Source organism: Pantoea sp. CS_6, assembly GCF_041954745.1.
In the GTDB taxonomy this organism is placed as follows: Bacteria; Pseudomonadota; Gammaproteobacteria; order Enterobacterales; family Enterobacteriaceae; genus Pantoea; species Pantoea stewartii.
Genome location: NZ_JAVAYG010000007.1, coordinates 254,376 through 272,545, shown reverse-complemented (window position 1 = coordinate 272,545; position 18,170 = coordinate 254,376). Strand labels below are relative to the sequence as shown.

16 protein-coding genes are annotated in these 18,170 nt (G+C 52.4%); 9 read left to right on the top strand and 7 right to left on the bottom strand.

Going from position 1 to position 18,170, the window contains the following annotated elements:
- Positions 1–199: 199 nt before the first annotated feature.
- The 4 genes from kduD to RAC90_RS13055 form a co-directional block, all read right to left on the bottom strand.
- Positions 200–961 (bottom strand): 2-dehydro-3-deoxy-D-gluconate 5-dehydrogenase KduD, encoded by a 762-nt coding sequence (gene kduD / locus RAC90_RS13070; protein ID WP_054688192.1) that lies wholly within the window; start codon positions 959–961, stop codon positions 200–202.
- Between the two features lie 54 nt (positions 962–1,015).
- Positions 1,016–1,852 (bottom strand): 5-dehydro-4-deoxy-D-glucuronate isomerase, encoded by an 837-nt coding sequence (kduI, locus tag RAC90_RS13065; protein WP_375124417.1) that lies wholly within the window; start codon positions 1,850–1,852, stop codon positions 1,016–1,018.
- A 479-nt stretch (positions 1,853–2,331) separates the two neighbouring features.
- Positions 2,332–2,928, bottom strand: a complete 597-nt coding sequence (locus tag RAC90_RS13060; protein WP_375124416.1) for a hypothetical protein — start codon at positions 2,926–2,928, stop codon at positions 2,332–2,334.
- A gap of 15 nt (positions 2,929–2,943) precedes the next feature.
- Positions 2,944–3,918: a hypothetical protein gene (locus RAC90_RS13055; protein WP_283787971.1), complete on the bottom strand. Its 975-nt coding sequence runs from the start codon at positions 3,916–3,918 to the stop codon at positions 2,944–2,946.
- A gap of 501 nt (positions 3,919–4,419) precedes the next feature.
- Here RAC90_RS13055 and RAC90_RS13050 point away from each other — a divergent pair.
- Both RAC90_RS13050 and RAC90_RS13045 read left to right on the top strand, forming a co-directional pair.
- Entirely contained in the window at positions 4,420–6,156 is a 1,737-nt protein-coding gene (locus RAC90_RS13050; RefSeq protein WP_054688189.1) for an ABC transporter permease subunit, read from the top strand.
- Between the two features lie 10 nt (positions 6,157–6,166).
- Positions 6,167–7,504, top strand: a complete 1,338-nt coding sequence (locus tag RAC90_RS13045) for an AAA-associated domain-containing protein (RefSeq protein ID WP_033740160.1) — start codon at positions 6,167–6,169, stop codon at positions 7,502–7,504.
- Positions 7,505–7,639: 135 nt separating this feature from the next.
- Here RAC90_RS13045 and RAC90_RS13040 read toward each other — a convergent pair whose 3' ends face one another.
- Positions 7,640–8,893, bottom strand: coding sequence for an enolase C-terminal domain-like protein (locus RAC90_RS13040; RefSeq protein WP_375124415.1), 1,254 nt, complete (start codon positions 8,891–8,893; stop codon positions 7,640–7,642).
- A gap of 325 nt (positions 8,894–9,218) precedes the next feature.
- Here RAC90_RS13040 and RAC90_RS13035 point away from each other — a divergent pair, with 325 nt between their 5' ends.
- From RAC90_RS13035 to RAC90_RS13020, 4 genes are all read left to right on the top strand, one after another.
- Positions 9,219–9,986 carry an SDR family oxidoreductase gene (locus RAC90_RS13035; protein WP_205951225.1) on the top strand — a complete coding sequence of 256 codons (768 nt, stop codon included), beginning with the start codon at positions 9,219–9,221 and terminating at the stop codon, positions 9,984–9,986.
- A gap of 42 nt (positions 9,987–10,028) precedes the next feature.
- Positions 10,029–11,057, top strand: a complete 1,029-nt coding sequence (gene idnD, locus RAC90_RS13030) for an L-idonate 5-dehydrogenase (RefSeq protein ID WP_375124433.1) — start codon at positions 10,029–10,031, stop codon at positions 11,055–11,057.
- Between the two features lie 141 nt (positions 11,058–11,198).
- Complete coding sequence (locus RAC90_RS13025; RefSeq protein WP_033740166.1) at positions 11,199–12,596, top strand: MFS transporter; 1,398 nt, start codon at positions 11,199–11,201, stop codon at positions 12,594–12,596.
- A 102-nt stretch (positions 12,597–12,698) separates the two neighbouring features.
- Positions 12,699–13,439 (top strand): FadR/GntR family transcriptional regulator, encoded by a 741-nt coding sequence (locus RAC90_RS13020; RefSeq protein ID WP_033740167.1) that lies wholly within the window; start codon positions 12,699–12,701, stop codon positions 13,437–13,439.
- A 50-nt stretch (positions 13,440–13,489) separates the two neighbouring features.
- Here RAC90_RS13020 and RAC90_RS13015 read toward each other — a convergent pair whose 3' ends face one another.
- The gene (locus RAC90_RS13015) at positions 13,490–14,158 is read right to left on the bottom strand and encodes a YecA family protein (protein ID WP_039338808.1); all 669 of its coding nucleotides are present in this window, start codon (positions 14,156–14,158) and stop codon (positions 13,490–13,492) included.
- A gap of 382 nt (positions 14,159–14,540) precedes the next feature.
- Here RAC90_RS13015 and RAC90_RS13010 point away from each other — a divergent pair, with 382 nt between their 5' ends.
- From RAC90_RS13010 to RAC90_RS13000, 3 genes are all read left to right on the top strand, one after another.
- The gene (locus tag RAC90_RS13010; protein WP_375124432.1) at positions 14,541–15,707 is read left to right on the top strand and encodes a serine hydrolase domain-containing protein; all 1,167 of its coding nucleotides are present in this window, start codon (positions 14,541–14,543) and stop codon (positions 15,705–15,707) included.
- A gap of 131 nt (positions 15,708–15,838) precedes the next feature.
- On the top strand, positions 15,839–16,363 hold the full coding sequence (locus RAC90_RS13005; protein ID WP_172913099.1) for an RcnB family protein: 525 nt from the start codon (positions 15,839–15,841) through the stop codon (positions 16,361–16,363).
- A 152-nt stretch (positions 16,364–16,515) separates the two neighbouring features.
- Positions 16,516–17,223 (top strand): GNAT family N-acetyltransferase, encoded by a 708-nt coding sequence (locus tag RAC90_RS13000; RefSeq protein WP_172913100.1) that lies wholly within the window; start codon positions 16,516–16,518, stop codon positions 17,221–17,223.
- A gap of 21 nt (positions 17,224–17,244) precedes the next feature.
- On the opposite strand, the gene RAC90_RS12995 is transcribed toward RAC90_RS13000, so the two are convergent.
- Positions 17,245–18,024, bottom strand: a complete 780-nt coding sequence (locus RAC90_RS12995) for a hypothetical protein (protein ID WP_375124414.1) — start codon at positions 18,022–18,024, stop codon at positions 17,245–17,247.
- Positions 18,025–18,170 lie beyond the last annotated feature (146 nt).

Genomic DNA, 18,170 nt, shown 5'->3' with positions numbered 1-18,170 from the left:
GTCCTCTTTTATTGATGCCATTATTACGTGGTGCGAACCTTACCCGTTTTTACGCGCGACGATTTAACACCGATATAAACTGTGTTGTTTAATCCGTGACATTAAAATACGCATAACAAGGGCCCGAATATAATTTCCGCGCTGAGTATCAGTAATGCGCAATAACACCGCCACACAGATGGCGATGAGCGTATGCTGGTTAACGTGCCAGCCAGCCGCCATCCACGGCCAGGGTATAACCATTGATATAGTCGGATGCTGGCGAGGCGAGAAACACCACTGGCCCCATTACATCGTCCGGCTGTCCCCAGCGCCCGGCCGGAATGCGATTCAGAATGTCAGCATTACGCTGTGCATCGGCCCGGAGTTGCTGCGTGTTATCGGTAGCCATATAGCCTGGTGCGATAGCATTCACGTTAATCCGGTATTTGGCCCACTCGTTTGCCAGTAACCGCGTGATACCCATGACGCCGCTCTTTGATGCCGTATAGGACGGAACACGGATCCCACCCTGAAACGACAGCATCGAGGCAATATTGATGATTTTGCCGCCGCTGCCCTGTGCGATAAAGTGTCGGGCCACGGCCTGAGACATAAAGAACAGACTCTTAATATTCAGGTCCATCACATCATCCCAGTCTTGTTCACTGAAGTTGATGGCATCCTCACGGCGAATCAGTCCGGCGTTGTTGACCAGGATATCGATACGACCAAAGTGGGCAACCGCGCTGTCCAGCAAGGCAGGGATCGCGTCAATCTTGCGCAGGTCGGCTTTCAGGCTCAGGAAACGTCGCCCCAGTGCGGTAACACGCGCCTGGGTTTCATCGGGCTCAACCTGGTTAATGCCTACGATGTCGCAGCCTGCCTCCGCCAGCCCCATCGCCATGCCCTGGCCCAGGCCGGTGTTGCAACCCGTGACCACCGCGACGTTACCGTGTAGAGAAAATGCGTTCAGTATCATAATGATTCCTTTCAGGCGTATCGCCTTGTGCTTACTGCATCATGCCGCCATGGGTTAGCGCAAATCGTTGACTGCGACGTGGTCCATGTCATCAAACACCTGATTTTCACCAACGGTGCCCCAGATAAAGCTGTAAGCACGCGTCCCCACACCTGAGTGAACAGACCAGCTGGGTGAGATCACCGCCTGTTCGTTATGGATCACGATATGACGCGTTTCCTGGGGTTCGCCCATCATATGGAACACGCAGGCGTCATCAGCTATAGCAAAGTAAAGGTAGACTTCCATGCGGCGCGCGTGGGTATGACAGGGCATGGTGTTCCAGAGATTGCCGGGTTCGAGCTGGGTCAGCCCCATGCTGAGCTGGCAGGTTTCCACTACCTCGGGGACAAGGTACTTGTGGATAGTTCGGCGATTGCTGGACAGCGGATCGCCCAGCGTGACCGAGGCCGCATCCGCTGCCGTGACTTTACGAATGGGTAAGGTTTTATGGGCTGGCGCGCAGTTAAAATAAAACTTTGCAGGCTGGTGTGGATCCAGACTGGCGTACACGACCGTTTTGCTGCCTTTGCCGATATACAGCGCCTCGCGATGACCAATCTCATAGTCGTCGCCATCCACGGTAACTTTACCGGGACCGCCAATATTAATCATGCCCAGTTCACGGCGTTCCAGGAAGTCACTGACGCCCAGTTGCTTCGCCACCTCATTGTTAATCGCGACAGTCCGTGTGACAGGCATAATCCCGCCGACAATAATGCGATCGATATGACTGTAAGTCAGGGTGTAATCGTCCGGGACAAAGATTGTCTCGATTAAGAACTCATCGCGAAGGCCTTGTGTATCCAGCGTGTTGGCGTGCGCGCTGTGAATGCTTTGTCTGATATCCACGTTTATCTCCCGTTAAATAGAATAGTAAATGCAACACGTAATAAATGGCTTATTGATTCCAGTTGCACGCATCCTATTCGGCACACCAATGACTTTCAATTAAAAATGAAACGTTGTTTTGATTTTTTATTTTAAAGGGTGAGGTATGTCTGATTTTTATGCGTGTCCGGGCTTGTATGAGCAACATTAATTACGAGTTCTGTTACAAAAAAACGGGCCTGTTGCGATGAGTTGTATAAAACAGGCTTGAGAATTTCTGTCTGATGTAAAATGGGCATTATCGTTAAAAGCGTGTGCGAAAGGATTTAGTGGCTCAATTAAATAAAATAAATAACTTTCTTTATCTTCTACAAGGAAACGTCATTCAAACGATGTGGATGTGACAGTTTTGTCAGAACCGTCTGGATAATCGCTGTGGGAAATTCTGTAAGATGATAAAACCCATGGTTACCACGGGTTTTTATTGAGGTTTTAAAAGACTATTTTGAATGCGTTTTATTTCTGAGCTTGAGTTGCTTTCGCCAGACGCGGTTGTGCAAATAAAACGCATTACTTTTGAAAAAAAGATGACTGTTAAGGCACGATAACGCAACAAGAACAAATACCATGCCGATACAGGATGAAATTAAAGTAAAGGTTGTAACAGAACCGCCGAATAGCGCGGAAATTAGCGTTTTTAAGAAATAGATTGCCACTACCGCTAATGTGAAATATATGAGGTTAATGTATGTTTTTAGGGCGGTATGGTTTCCACGAGCGATTAATGTTAATGAGGGGAACATGACTAAGCAATAGATAAAACCAGTAACAATGACGCCTCCTAACAACGCTTTATCAGGCCATGCCATAAGAGAAAAAACAGTTTCCCATATAGAGGTTTGAGGGACAGTAAAAGCCAGAAGAGAGAGAACAAAACTGATCAGCAATGGGATGCCCATAGTATGCCATCCTATAGGCGAGACCATCAAATCCTTCATGTTATCTTTGAGCTGTTCGAGTTCATCGGCGTCATCCGTAGACATTTTTTCATTAACCATTTTACTAAGTTCAAGCGTTCTTTTAAGTTGCATTAGCATGATTTAATTAACTAATTAATTTACTGAAAAAGACTGAACGACCCCAATCAAATACTTCCCGGACTGCGGGATAGTGTGAGGGTTCCTTATTGTACCTGTAAGCGCACTCCCCATAAACGCAGAGCTGTTAACAAACGCTGTGGCCAACTCCCGCTGAAGTGATTTTTGCAAGGCATCAGAAGGATATCGTTTAGGATAAATCCCTGCTTTTATAGCCGCTTTAATACCGCTGTTTGAGATGCCAGGATTTTGTTGCCGTATTATTTCCTCAGTAATACGTCTGCGTTCAGCTCTACTTAGTGTTTTAAGCCAGTTAATCAGGTTTCCAGAAGACGTCGTTGCCTTCATGACCTTATACGTTTCAACAAAACTTTTTAAACCCGCTCCTGCACCGGCAAGAGAGATGATATCAAGTGCGGTAATTGTAGCGTTGTACCAGCCTAGAGAATCGAACCAGGTCACTGTATCTTCATGTCCACTTTCCATTAAAAAAAGCCTTGATGCACCGATAAAACATTGCATACCAGTGGCGATACCTCCAGCGGTAATGATTCCTGCAACAATGCCCGATGCTCCGGCTGTGACAGGTATTGCTGCTGTGGCCCCTAAAGTTAAAAAAACAGTGGCAACTGCGGCACCACATGACATGGCTGTAGAGGTTATTTCATTAACTAATGAGGGTTTACTTAACGTATCGGTTAAGGCTTTTGTCGCTGTATGCGGCGCACTCGCGAGAGTCGAAGCAGACGTTTTTGTAATTACTACATGGCTGACGTTACTATTAGTTTGAGAAGCGTAGCGACGCGAAGGCCGGACCAGCCATTGCTGTGGGCCGTCAGAATAGATGATGCCGACCTGGCTAAAGTCCCGCATGCAATCCAGACGATTCGCCAGTGCGTTAAAATCAATGTCATCAGCTGACACCAGCCCCATCCGTCGGCCCACGCCGTAATCCGGAAGAGAATTTGAATACGGTTGTGGTAAGGCCATTCGATCACTCCTTGATAATGAAAGGCAGGTTAGTGCTGTTAAAGAGTAAAGCGCAGCGAAAGGTGAGAGATTAAGAACAGTCTTAATAATCGATTCGTTAAGTAAATGGATTATCAAGACAGAGATGGCTTGCTGCCAGAACCTGTAGCGTGCGCCTGTACAAAAAACATTAAACAGGTTTATATTTTAAACCCTCAGTCTCAGCAACCACTGGCATCAAAAAACAGAGCAAACTGTGATTATGTCGTGGGTTTTACGCGCCGAGGATGCCTTTGTCACGTAAGGCGTGGGCGTAAATTGTTGGGGCCTTTGCCACATCATTCAGTCTGTTTGTATTAAGAAAAGGGCAGCATTGCGCGTGCCAGCAAAAACCGGGACTGGGCTTTCATAAAAAATTAATAAAAACCCCGCTATCAGGTGAGCATACGTTTAATAATCCTGACTGATAATCCCTCACCTGAAATACTTCAGTCGCTCCGTGATGAAAAGAAGAGAGGGCTCATGAACTTCCGATTCACCATGCTGGCGGCTAACAGACGGTTGCTGCCAAACGTCTGGGATGCCGTGGCATTTCCCCTGATTATTTGCCTGATTGCAATGGTGGCGGTGGGCTTTCATCAAACGCTGATGCCGATTGACAGCCTGAAAACCCAGGCCATCTCCCTTGATCCGACTAATCTGCCGGAATATGCCATGCGCACCACGCTGCGGATGTTGGTGGCGATGCTGGCTTCACTGGTGTTCAGCCTGATCTACGGCACGCTGGCGGCCAAAAGTCGCCGGGCAGAAAAGGTGTTAGTGCCCATTCTGGATATCCTGCAGTCCGTGCCGGTGCTGGGTTATATCTCTTTTACCGTGACCTTTTTTATTGCCCTGTTTCCCGGGCAGGTGCTGGGCGTAGAACTGGCGGCGATATTTGCCCTGTTTACCAGTCAGGCCTGGAACATGACCTTTAGCTTTTACCAGTCGCTACGTACCGTACCGGCCGATTTGGTGGAAGTCTCACGTGGCTTTCATCTGACCGGCTGGCAACGTTTCTGGAAGCTGGATGCGCCTTTCGCCGTGCCGGGACTGGTGTGGAATATGATGATGTCGATGTCGGGGGGCTGGTTCTTTATTGTCGCCTCAGAGGCGATCACGGTGGGTAACAACACCTTTACCTTACCCGGCGTGGGCGGCTATCTGGCACAGGCGATTCTGCATAAAGATATCCATGCGGTGGGCTGGGTGCTGCTTACCATGGTGATCGTGATTCTGGCTTATGATCAGCTGTTGTTCAGGCCGCTGGTGGCCTGGGCGGATAAGTTCCGCATGGAAAACACACGTTCGGGGAGTGCGCCGACCTCATGGGTGCGTGATCTGATGCGCCGTACGCGCCTGATTCACCAGATCTTTACGCCGCTGCGCCTGCTGCTGTCCGCGCTGGCGCGTATCTCGTGGCGCTGGCCTGCCTCCAGGTCGGTCCGGGCCGAAAGCAGCACGGAATCCCGCTCGCGTCTGGGTGACTTTATCTGGGGCGCCTTCGTCATTTTACTGACCCTGTATGTGGTCTGGCGGGTTATTACCTATGTGCAAATCGGTGTCACGCTGGCGGACGTGAAACACGTCTTCGGCCTGGGGCTGATTACGCTTCTGCGCGTCACCGTGTTGATTCTGATTTCATCGCTGATTTGGGTGCCGCTGGGCGTGATGATTGGCCTGCGTCCTGCACTGGCCGGAAAAATTCAGCCGGTTGCCCAGTTCCTGGCGGCGTTCCCGGCCAACCTGATGTTTCCGGTGTTCGTCATTATGATTGTGCACTTCAGGCTGAATCCGGATATCTGGCTGTCTCCGCTTATTGTGCTTGGTACGCAGTGGTACATCCTGTTTAACGTCGTGGCGGGCACCACCGCCTTTCCCAATGATTACAAAGAGGCTGCCGCAAACTTTCATATTCGCGGCTGGCAGTGGTGGCGTCAGGTGATGCTGCCCGGCATTTTCCCCTACTACATTACCGGTGCCATTACCGCTTCCGGCGGAGCCTGGAACGCCAGCATCGTGTCCGAATTTGTACAATGGGGAAATACGCAGGTCACCGCCCACGGCCTGGGGGCGTATATCGCGCAAACCACGGCCGCTGGGGACTTCCCGAGGATTATTCTTGGTATCGCCGTGATGTCGTTGTTTGTCACCTTGTTCAACCGTCTGCTGTGGCGGCCGCTGTACGTCTACGCTGAATCAAAATTCCGTGCTAATTAAGGGACCCGAGATGTTAAACAATCAACCCACACACCATGCAGACGTGTCGACCAAAAAAACGGACGGTCGCCAGGCGGTCCTGACGGTAAAAGACATTAAGCACGGTTACGATAAAGCGCACGGTGAAGTGCTGATTCTGGATGACGTCAATCTGACTCTGCAGGAAGGCGAGATAGTGGGGCTGCTGGGCCGCTCTGGTTCGGGAAAATCGACACTGCTGCGCATTATTTCTGGTCTGATTACGCCCGGCTCGGGTTCCGTTGACTACCTGGGCGCACCGCTGAACGGCCCCGCCAAAGGCGTGGCGATGGTGTTCCAGACCTTTGCGCTGTTTCCCTGGTTAACGGTGCTACAGAACGTAGAAGCCGGGCTTGAAGCGCTGGGCGTGGAAAAAGCGGAACGCAGAAAGCGTGCGCTGGCGGCCATTGACCTCATCGGCCTGGACGGTTTCGAAAACGCCTATCCGCGTGAATTATCGGGCGGCATGCGTCAGCGTGTGGGCTTTGCACGCGCTCTGGTCGTCGATCCCACCTTGTTGTTAATGGATGAGCCGTTTTCCGCGCTGGATGTGTTAACCGCCGAAACGCTGCGTACCGATTTACTCGATCTGTGGAATGAGGGGCAGATGCCGATGAAATCGGTGCTTATCGTCACCCACAATATCGAAGAAGCCGTCTTTATGTGTGACCGCATTCTGGTGCTGTCCTCTAACCCCGGGCGCGTAGTGGCAGAAATCAAAGTGCCCTTTGGCCATCCGCGTAACCGGTTGGATCCGGCTTTTCGTCGGCTGGTCGATGATGTTTATACCCAAATGACCGCGCGGCCTACCAGCGATAATGTGAAAAAGAGCCTCAGACTGGGAACGCGGCTGCCGCATGTGTCAACCAACCTGATGGCCGGGTTGATCGAAACCCTGGCAGCAGCACCGTACCACGGCCGCGCCGACATGCCAGAGGTGGCCCGTTCGCTGCATCTGGAAGTCGATGAACTGTTCCCGATAGCCGAAGTGCTTCAGTCGCTGGGCTTTGCGGACGTGCGGGAAGGGGACATCTTCCTGACGCCGCCCGCCCGGGTGTTTGCCGAGTCAGACACGCAGCAGCGCAAGGTGATGTTTGCCGATCATCTGCTGCGTTACGTGCCGCTGGCCGCCCTGATCAAAACGGTGCTGGATGAGCGTCCGGGACATCGTGCACCGCGCGTGCGTTTTGAACAGGAACTGGAAGATTCGCTTTCCGACAGTGCGGCTAAAGAGACGCTGGATAGTGTGATTAACTGGGGCCGTTATGCGGAGATCTTCTCTTATAACGACCAGACCGAGTACTTTAGCCTGGAAGACGTCGAATTCTGATTGGGGTGGATGAACCGGTAGCGACTCGGGGTCACTGACCCGGTCCCTGGTCAGAACGCGAGCTCGTTTCGTTTACAGGACCGGGAAGAATAAAGCAAAGGCACCCTGTTGCGCCTTTGCTTCCCGTTAACGGATTCAGGGACGCCAGACCGTGCCATCGGGCGTACGGGCCATCGTCCAGGTGGGGTTACCGCCTTCGCAGGGGAATTTCGCCGCCAGCGTTTCATTAATGTCGATACCCAATCCCGGCCTGTCATTAAGGTACGCATAGCCTTGCTCGACGTCCGGGCAGCCGGGAAACACTTCACGCAGAGCATCGTTCATCGGCGTGTATTCCTGAACGCCAAAATTTGGTGAGCTCAGGTCCAGATGCATATTCGCACACACGCCGACCGGTGAAATATCGCCGGGGCTGTGCCAGGCCGTGCGGACACCGTTTAATTCACTGTAAACAGCAATTTTCTTCGCCGGCGTAATTCCGCCAATGGAACTGATATGGCAGCGAATATAGTCAATCAGCTTATTGTCGATCAGCGGCTTCCATTCGTTCACATTCACGAACAGCTCGCCCATTGAGATCGGCGTAGAGGACTGCTGGCGCAGCATCTTCAGCCACTCCGTGTTCTCTGGCGCAACCGGATCTTCCAGGAAAAACAGCTGGTACGGCTCCAGGGCTTTAGCCATATGAATAGCGTTAATCGGCGTAATGCGCTCATGCGCATCGTGCAGAAGCTCTACGCCAAAACCCAGCTTGTTGCGCAGATGATCAAACAGGCGTGGAATGCTTTTCGCATAGGCTTCCGGATCAAAGTACATGCCCGCTGTTTTGCTGCGCGGTGAACGCTTAGGCTGGATATTTTTCGCTTTGACCATGCGGTTCGCGATGAGCCTGAGATCGTCGGTTCCGGCACCGCCATACATGCCCATCTGGCAGCGGATATACTGATAACCTTCCTCCATTTTGGCGCGGGCACTGTCTTCCACTTCGACTTCGTCTGCGCCATCGGTGTGCACATAGAGCGCAATGCCATCGCGACACTTGCCGCCCAGCAGCTCATAAACCGGCAATCCGGCCAGTTTGCCTTTAATGTCCCACAGCGCCATATCGACACCGGACAGGGCGTTATTTATGACCGGACCATTGCGCCAGTAGCCACTGACGGCGGCAGACTGCCAGATATCTTCGATTCTTGCCGGATCCTTGCCCGTCAGAAAAGGCGCCAGGTAATCATCAATGGCGCTTTGTACCGCATAGATGCGTTGGGTAAAGGTGGCGCAGCCCAGGCCATACAGACCCGGCTCGTTGGTTTCGATTTTAACCACGACCAGATCGATTCCGCCGGGCGCAGTCAGAATGGTTTTAACATTCGTGATGGACAGATTACTCACAATCGCTCCTCTTTTATCAGGCCATTTACCGCCACCGTCGTGCTCGTTGCTGCTCATGGCTAACAGGTATGTTGTCATACAACATGACTGTTTTATCACAAAGCCGGGTCGTTGCCCTTATTAGCTTTCGATTCTGTGATGGGGATCTAATGACTGAACTTTATGCACGTAGTTAAGATTTATTTTCTTAAAATACAGCATCCTAATCAATTTCAGGGTGAGGGCTTTGTGATAGACGCCTCATAACGCATCATTACGTATTGATTTAATCTGCGCGTAAATTCACCTTAATAAGATAGTTGTCATACATATTTAAGGGTGGAATATGACTGCACTGTTCGATCTGACCGGGAAAACGGCATTAATCACCGGTTCATCGCGTGGGCTGGGTTATGCCTATGCTGAAGCCCTGGCGGCGGCCGGGGCACAGGTGATTTTGAACGGCACGCGTAAAGCGGGGCTGGATGAGGCGGTTGAACAACTCGTGGCGAAAGGTTATCACGCCACGGGGCGGGTATTCGATGTGACAGATGAAGGCGAAATTGAACAGGCATTTGCCGCGCTGGATGAGCAGGCGATTGCGGTGGATATCCTTATCAATAATGCCGGCATTCAGTACCGTAAACCGATGCTGGAACTGGCGCTTGAACAGTGGCAAAAAGTCATTGATACCAACCTGACCAGCGCCTTCCTGGTTTCACGCGCGGCGGCAAAGCGCATGATCGCCCGTCACCAGGGCGGGAAAATCATCAATGTCGGTTCGTTAACCAGTCAGGCCGCGCGCCCGACGGTTGCGCCTTATACGGCGGCCAAGGGCGGAATCAAGATGTTGACCTGCTCAATGGCGGCCGAATGGGCGCAGTTTAATATCCAGACCAACGCGATTGGGCCGGGTTATATCTTAACCGACATGAACCGTGCGCTGGTGGACGACGCCCGGTTTGATAGCTGGGTGAAAAGCAGCAATCCCTCTCAACGTTGGGGCCGGCCAGAAGAAGTGGCCGGTACCGCTGTTTTCCTCGCTTCGCGCGCGTCAGATTATATCAACGGGCAGATGATTTACGTTGATGGCGGCTGGCTGGCCGTGTTGTGAGCCTTACTGACCTGCAAAGGGGAACCCATCGTGCATAGCTTAATGACCCAGGCCTGTGTGGCAAAGGGTAAAAAAGACATTGTGGTAGAAGAGCGCGAGTTGCATTACGCAGAGGATGACGTCGTGATAAAAGTGGAGTGCGGCGGCATTTGCGGATCCGATATTCATTATTATCACGAAGGGCGGGCCGGGTTATCCGTCATTCAGCATCCTTTTATTATCGGACACGAATTTGTGGGGCGGATTTATCATGCGCCGGAATCTTCTGCCCTCAAACCTGGACAGAAAGTGGCGGTTAACCCGTCGCAGCCCTGCGGGCGATGTGAATATTGTCAGGCCGGGAAACAAAATGCCTGCCCAACCATGCGCTTCATGGGCAGTGCGCAGTTCACGCCGCATGTGGAAGGCGGGTTTGCACAGTATGTCGTGGTGTCCGCGCAGCAGTGTGTGCCCTACGACGAGCAGGTTCCGGCCAGCGTGATGGCGGTTGCCGAACCCACCGCGGTCGTCATTCATGCGCTTAATGTGGCAGGCAGTATCGTGGGCAAAAAGGTGCTGGTAATGGGCGCAGGCCCCATAGGCGCGTTAGCCATTGCCGCAGCAAAAGCATCGGGCGCAGCGGAAATTGTGGCCTGTGATCTCAGCGAGCGGTGTCGTCGTATTGCGTGTGAAATGGGTGCCGATGTCGCCGTGGGCGCGGCCGATACGGCGGCCATGGCCCGCTATTGTGAACACCGGGGCTACTTTGACGTCACACTGGAGGCCAGCGGGGCAGAGGCAGCCATCAGCACCAGTATCCTGGCGACGCGGCCAGGTGGCACGGTGGTTCAAATTGGCATGGGAAAAAGCCCGCTTCATTTTCCTGTCGCGCAGATGCTGGTAAAAGAAATTAGCTGGAAAGGTTCTTTTCGTTTTATTGATGAATTTGCGGTTGCAGTGAAATGGCTGGAAAAAGGCATTATCGATCCGCGACCGATTCTGTCCGGTCAGTATGCGCATCAGGATATTGAAGTGGCTTTGCAGGCCGCCAGTGATAAAACGCAGCATTCAAAAGTGTTAGTCGTCTTTTAAGTTCATTCACAACAGCGCTGTTATTCAGCGTGCAAATAACCTTAATGATCAGGGCGAGTGAAATGCTCTCACGTCTCGCGTGGACTGCGCTCGCCTGTCTATTATTCACCTGTCAACGCCGGGTTGGCCTCGGGGTAAAACATGAGTCATTCACATACGCGTACAAAAGAACGTAATACGTCTGATCTTGTCAGGGCCTCTGTTTCAGGATGGTTGGGTACCACGCTGGAGTTTATGGATTTCCAGTTATATTCCCTCGGTGCGGCTCTGGTTTTTCATGAAGTCTTTTTTCCCGGGCAATCAGGCGCAATGGCGTTAATTCTGGCCATGGGCACCTACGGCGCAGGTTATATCGCGCGTATTGTGGGCGCCGTCTTTTTTGGCAAAATGGGCGACCGCGTGGGCCGAAAAAAAGTGCTGTTTATGACCATCGCATTAATGGGCATATGCACCACATTAATTGGTGTGTTACCGACCTATCAGCAGGTCGGTATTCTGGCGCCTTTATTGCTGGTCGCGTTGCGCGTAATACAGGGATTAGGGGCAGGGGCAGAAATCGCCGGGGCCAGTACGATGCTGGCGGAATATGCGCCCAAAGGGAAAAAAGGCCTTATCGCTTCCCTGGTTGCCATGGGCACTAACTGCGGCACCTTGAGTGCCACCGCTATCTGGGCCGTCATGTTCTTGTTTTTCACTAACGAAGAGGTCGTCGCCTGGGCATGGCGTATTCCTTTTCTGGCCAGTTTTGTTGTGATGGGGTTTGCGCTCTGGCTGCGCTTTAATTTGAAAGAAAGCCCGGTGTTTGAAAATGTGGCAGCATCCGCAACCGTTACGCTCCGGTCGAAGGAAAGTCAGTCCATTTTTCAGTTAATTCAGGGGAAAGCGTTCTGGATAGCAACCGGCCTGCGGTTTGGCCAGGCCGGAAATTCGGGGATTATTCAGACCTTCCTGGCAGGCTATATGGTGCAAACGCTGTTATTTAATAAAGCGATTCCCACCGATGCCATCATGGTCAGTTCCGTGATTGGTTTTCTGACGATTCCCCTGCTCGGCTGGCTCTCAGACAGGGTCGGGCGGCGCATTCCCTATCGCATACTGACCGTCGGCTCGATCCTCCTGGCCTACCCGATGATTTCACTGATCGTCGACAAGTCCCAGGCTGTCAGCACCATTATGGTGTGCCTGATCGTGATTCATAACATCGCGGTGCTGGGCCAGGCCGCTATTGAAGGGATCACCATGGCAGAGATGTTTGGTTCGCAAAACCGCTTCGCACAAATGGCGATTTCAAAAGAAATTGGCGGGTTGTTTGCCACCGGATTAGGTCCTCTGCTGGCGGGGATATTTTGTCAACTTACCGGCTCCTGGCACCCGATTGCTGTGATGTTAATCTGTTATTCCTGCATCGGTCTGCTGGCGTCACTGATCATGCCTGAGGTGGCCGATCGCGATCTGACCGCAGAAGCCGATGCGGTGGAGGCACAGTCTGCCATCAGTCAGCACAGGGTGTCCGCGCTCAGCCCGCGTCGCGGCGAATAATGGCCTGTTTTCGAACGACGTGCTTTACGGTGTCAACACAGGACTTTGTCTGAAAGGATGAGATAGAATGGCATCATGTAGGACATCATATGAGAAGGTGTTGTGAGCATAAAATCCATTCAGAAACAGAACGTTGTTAACGAAGTGTTCGAGCAAATCAAGGCCCGGCTACTGGACGGTAGCTGGCCCGCGGGCGCTCGCTTGCCTTCTGAAGCGGAGCTGACACACTCTTTCAATGTCAGCCGGGTGAGTGTGCGCAGTGCGGTGCAGCGGTTGCGTGATCTTGGCATTATCATCACCCGTCAGGGCAGCGGCAGCTATGTGTGCGAAGATTTCACGCCGCAGATGCTGAACAGCAGTGCCAGACCGCTGATGCACCTGAGTCGGGAAGCGTTTAATGACATGATGGTGTTTCGTCAGACCGTCGAGTTTAAATGTGTCGAGCTGGCAGTTGAACACGCGACGGAAGACGACATTACCCTGCTTGAGCAGGCCCTGAATAACATGCTCATCAACAAAGGGGATTACAAGAAATACTCGGAGGCCGATTATGAATTTCATCTGGCGATTATCCGGGCTTCCCATAACAGCGTGTTTTACAACGTGATGAAGTCAATTAAGGACATTTACTACTATTACCTGGAAGAGCTGAATCGCTCGCTGGGTATCACCCTTGAGAGCGTGGAAGCGCATATTAAGGTGTTTATGGCGATTAAAAACCGCGATGCGTCTTCGGCAGTGCAGGTGCTGAACGACGCGATGAAGCACAACGTGGTGGCTATCGACAGGATTAAGAACGGCGAAGGTCTGTCACCTGCGCAGCCCGTTCCCGCGCCGCGTTAATGTCATGTACCTGTAACAGTGAATGGGGCCGGTTACCGGCCCCGAGTGGCTTAGTGCAGACAGCACTGCTTGTATTTTTTACCGCTGCCACACGGGCAGGGATCGTTGCGACCGGGCTGCTTTGCTGCCGTGACAGGCTGTTGAACCTGAGGAATCGCCTCAGGCTGCGCAATCCAGTAATCGTGCAGCGCAAGAGCGGCAGGACGTATGGCATCCATGCTGCTTTCCATCTCTTCCGGCGTTAACGCATCGACTTTTTCGAGGTTTTCTTCCTTGCCATGCAGCGCGATGACGTCCAGTGATTCGTGCAGTTCGGCAGGCAGCGCAGACCAGTCCGTCAGCGCTACGCCGCGCATATAGCCATAGCACCACTCTTCCACCACGGTGAATTCCAGACCTTCCATTTCACGCACGCCAAACAACGGCTCAAATTGCTCCGGAAACTCGGACAGGCGGTCAGCGATATCATTCATATGCTGAAAGCAGAGCTCCATAAAGCGCGTCATTTCGCGCTCATTGCTCCATTTAGGGATGTGCTTTTCGCCGCCCCAGAGCGCAACCAGCCAGCGGCTGGGTTCAACCGTTGTCGGGCCTGACAGTACGGCGGTGAGCAGGCCATCCAGTTCGGACACATCAAGAATAGATGCTTCGCTACCGTATTTTTCCAGCATATCATCAAGCCACTGCAGCTCTTTCTCGCTTAATGGACCTTCTTTCATGGTTCTCTCCGGGCGTTTCTGATTCAGCAGAAAATTGACTGCGTGTAAAAGCGCGCAGTGTACACGCTTATGCATCTGATGGCAGCGCCATCAGATGCACAACGTAATAAGGGACACAACAGAGGCATTCTCTCTGTCGCTATGTTACTCTCCCGGCCCCGCAAGGCCTGATGCCAGAGGGAACGACAGGCGGAACGCCGCCTGGCAACCGGATAAAGATTTAGCTGACTGTGCCGATATAAGCACAGCGGTATCATCTTGCAGGATCGCGATGAAGCTTTTCGTCAGCGCCCTGATACGACAATAAGACGGGCGCGAGGACGTGACCAGAAAAAAGACGCTCATCCGGACGTTATCCGGCCTGCTGACCGGATGCTGCGGTATGTTGACACGGTTCGGCATAGTGACGATCGGTACGGTAGGGTTAACCGCCTGCGGCACACTGTCGCAAATGTCCGCCCCCACGGGCGACAGGCTTTATCTGACTCACAGCGCCTTCCACGATAATCTGGATGACCTGGTGCGCCATTACATGCAGCGCAAACAGGTCTCCGGCATCAGCATTGCCATTATCCACAAAAATGCGCCCACGTTGTTCTACAGCGCTGGCGTGACGGACGATGTCCATCGTTATCCGATTACGCCTGATACCTTGTTTGCGCTGGGCTCCTTGAGTAAAGGCGTAACCGCAGAGGTGATCACGCAACAAGTCGATGAGGGGCAACTGCGCTGGGAAGATACGCTGACTACCCTGCTACCCGCAACAGTGGCATTGAGCCCGGATGCCCGTCGTATCACGCTGTTACAACTGGTGACGCACACGTCAGGATTGCCGCGCCAGGATATGGACCTGGCGATGTTTATGCAGTTCATGACTTATCTTCGCACGGGGCAGAATTTTTACGGCAATCTCGACGATGACCGGGTGCTCAGCTATCTGGCCGACTTTAGGGCACCCCGTCACCGCGTTCCTCAGTATTCAAATCTGGGTTATGCGCTGTTGGGCTATATCTTACGCACCCGATGCCACAGTGATATTGACAGCCTGGCCCGTCAGCGAATCTTTCGTCCACTGGGAATGACGCAAACGAGTTTTGTGCCTGAGCGCCTCAGCGGTTTCCCCATGCGGGCGCTGGGCCATGCTGGCGATCAGCCAAAGTTTATTCCGCGCGGCGATATTACGCCGGACTGGCGCTTCAGACGTAATATGATGGCTGCAGGCAGTCTGTACAGCAATGCCCGCGATCTCAGCGTCTATCTGCGGGCACATTTGACGCCCGGTCCGTATCCTGAAATCAACCGCGCGTTCGCCGGGGTGAATAAACGCGTATACCAACAGGGCAACCAGACGCAGAACATCGCCTGGGTAACGGACCGGCTGGAAGGGCGAAACATCACTTATCAGGTAGGCTATATTGGTGGTTATTCGGCATTTATCGGTTTTGACAGAGAAGCTGGCAATGCGATTGTGGTGCTGCAAAACGCGTTTAACTGGAGTAACTACCTGGGTATCACATTGCTGCTTAACCTGGCAGAAAAAGACAGGTAAGGTGTAAGCAGGAGCCGGAATACGTTGCGATTCCTTACACTTACCTTTATGAGTGATGGAACGGTAATCCTGTTCAGATTGTCTTCAGAGTGGTCTACTGTTATTAAAATCAATTCAATGTGGAAATTATTATGCGCAGGACTCAAATTGCTTTAATTTCAGCGGGTTTACTGTTCGGCTCGCTGAGCCTTATCCCTACTGTTCAGGCCGCAGGCGAAACCACCGACAACGTGCCGCCGCCGCCGCAGGTTCAACCTGCTGCGCCTGCCAGCCCGTCTGGCGAGTCGAACGTACAGCCAGGCAGTAATGCGGCTCAACCCGAAACGGCACCCGTTCAGTCCCAGGCACCTGCGAGTTCTGACTCTAACGACGGTATTACGCCAACCACGCCATCGCATGCGGAGGGTAATCCCGGTAAGCCGAACTACGATCTCAGCACCATCATCATCGATTACAAAGAGCATAAAATCGGTGATACCGTGCCAGATAAATACCGCAGCAAGACCTATACCATCACGGAGTGGCAGAAACGTAACCTGCCTGCGCCTCAGCCCGGTACGCACTGGGCTTATATCAATGCCAATTACATCCTGATTACCGATGACACCGGTAAGATCGTCATGGGTAAATCAGGCGATATCTTCTTCCGCGGATAACCCCGTCGCCGGACGTCGGCACGACGCAACCGGAGAATGTGAAATAACGGCCTCGTCACGGGGCCGTTTTTTTTGGTTTTATCAGAGTAAGACTTCTCAACCTCTGCGTAACGTGGCAACGTGTTTTGATTAACCGAAACGCAGGAGGCACGATGGCACAGCACCTCAATCAGTATGGTCAACCGGTAGGGCAATCAATGCCCGACTGGCAGTCACGCCCTTTACCACAACGCGAGATTTTTCAGGGACAGGTCTGTCGGCTTGAACCCTTTAGCGTCGCTGCGCATGGGGCGGCACTCTGGCAGGCCTGGTCACTGGCGGAAGATGGTCGTGACTGGACTTACCTTTCAGATGGCCCTTTTGATGATGAGGCCGCATGGTTAGCTCATGCCAGAACCTTGGAGGCGAGTCGGGATCCGCTGCATTTCAGTGTGGTTGATCGAAAAACCGACAGGGCTGTGGGGACGCTATCGCTGATGCGTATTGACGCGGCGAATGGTGTGATGGAGGTGGGATTCGTCACCTTCTCCCGCTTACTTCGGCAGACAAGAATGGCGACAGAGGCACATTTTCTGCTAATGCGTTACGCCTTTGAACAGCTTGGCTACCGACGTTATGAATGGAAATGCGACAGCTGCAATCTGCCTTCTCGCCGGGCCGCGTTACGTCTGGGGTTCCAGTTTGAAGGGGATTTTCGCCAGGCCCGCATCTATAAAGGTCGCACGCGCGATACCAGTTGGTTTTCGATCATTGACAGCGAATGGCCGCAGGTGAAAGCGGGTTTTGAACGCTGGCTGGCAGAGACCAACTTCACCCGTGAAGGCCAGCAACGAGAAAAGTTGGAAACGCTTCGGGGCTGAGATCTGCCCCTGCCTGGTCGTTCAGACAAGCATGTATTTCATGGCCGCCATAAGCAGAGTGGTGGTCATGACCATAAGCAGACGTTTAACCCAGCACATATCGTTTTTTAACCCGCCGACATCCGTCCTGAGTTCATCCACATCGGTTCTCAGCGTACTGACATCCATAGTCAGCCTGTTCACATCGGTTTTCAGGCTATTAACGTCTGTTCTCAGCACGCTGACATCACTCTTCAGGGTGTCGACGTCCGTTCTCAGTACGCTGACATCACTCTTCAGGCTGTCGAAGTCCGTTCTCAGTACGCTGACATCACTCTTCAGGCTGTCAACGTCTGTTCTCAGCACGCTGACATCACTCTTCAGGGTGTCGACGTCCGTTCTCAGTATGCTGACATCACTCTTCAGGGTGTCGACGTCCGTTCTCAGTACGCTGACATCACTCTTCAGGCTATCGAAGTCCGTTCTCAGTATGCTGACATCACTCTTCAGGCTACCGAAGTCGGTTCTCAGTATGCTGACATCACTCTTCAGGCTACCGAAGTCGGTTCTTAACACGCTGACATCACTCTTCAGGCTACCGAAGTCCGTTCTCAACACGCTGAGATCGGTCTCCATATTCTCAGACTGCTTACTCAGCCTGAGAATATGCTGGTTATGACGCGTAAAAGCCTGCATGACATCAGCGCGCGAGAGTGCGTTGTCCTGCTGTATCTGCGCAAAAATATCGACCATCACTTCGGCCTGACGGTCATTGATGCCTGCCCGTTGCAGACGTTTAAACGCTTTATGTGTATTCATCATTGCGGTCGCCATTCATGCCTCTTCGCGTTTCATCACACCGTGATGGCATCATGACAGGCAAGCCGAAACAGTCACAGTACAGAGGCAATATCTTGCGGATTAAATCCAAAAATATCAATTGGTTAAACAGGTAATAATCATTTTTT

Excerpts from the sequence above, each read along its gene's own strand:
- kduD (WP_054688192.1), bottom strand. The coding sequence starts at position 961 with ATGATACTGAACGCATTTTCTCTACACGGTAACGTCGCGGTGGTCACG.
- RAC90_RS13060 (WP_375124416.1), bottom strand. The coding sequence starts at position 2,928 with ATGCTAATGCAACTTAAAAGAACGCTTGAACTTAGTAAAATGGTTAAT.
- RAC90_RS13055 (WP_283787971.1), bottom strand. The coding sequence starts at position 3,918 with ATGGCCTTACCACAACCGTATTCAAATTCTCTTCCGGATTACGGCGTG.
- RAC90_RS13050 (WP_054688189.1), top strand. The coding sequence starts at position 4,420 with ATGAACTTCCGATTCACCATGCTGGCGGCTAACAGACGGTTGCTGCCA.
- RAC90_RS13045 (WP_033740160.1), top strand. The coding sequence starts at position 6,167 with ATGTTAAACAATCAACCCACACACCATGCAGACGTGTCGACCAAAAAA.
- RAC90_RS13035 (WP_205951225.1), top strand. The coding sequence starts at position 9,219 with ATGACTGCACTGTTCGATCTGACCGGGAAAACGGCATTAATCACCGGT.
- idnD (WP_375124433.1), top strand. The coding sequence starts at position 10,029 with ATGACCCAGGCCTGTGTGGCAAAGGGTAAAAAAGACATTGTGGTAGAA.
- RAC90_RS13025 (WP_033740166.1), top strand. The coding sequence starts at position 11,199 with ATGAGTCATTCACATACGCGTACAAAAGAACGTAATACGTCTGATCTT.
- RAC90_RS13015 (WP_039338808.1), bottom strand. The coding sequence starts at position 14,158 with ATGAAAGAAGGTCCATTAAGCGAGAAAGAGCTGCAGTGGCTTGATGAT.
- RAC90_RS13010 (WP_375124432.1), top strand. The coding sequence starts at position 14,541 with ATGTTGACACGGTTCGGCATAGTGACGATCGGTACGGTAGGGTTAACC.
- RAC90_RS13005 (WP_172913099.1), top strand. The coding sequence starts at position 15,839 with ATGCGCAGGACTCAAATTGCTTTAATTTCAGCGGGTTTACTGTTCGGC.
- RAC90_RS13000 (WP_172913100.1), top strand. The coding sequence starts at position 16,516 with ATGGCACAGCACCTCAATCAGTATGGTCAACCGGTAGGGCAATCAATG.
- RAC90_RS12995 (WP_375124414.1), bottom strand. The coding sequence starts at position 18,024 with ATGATGAATACACATAAAGCGTTTAAACGTCTGCAACGGGCAGGCATC.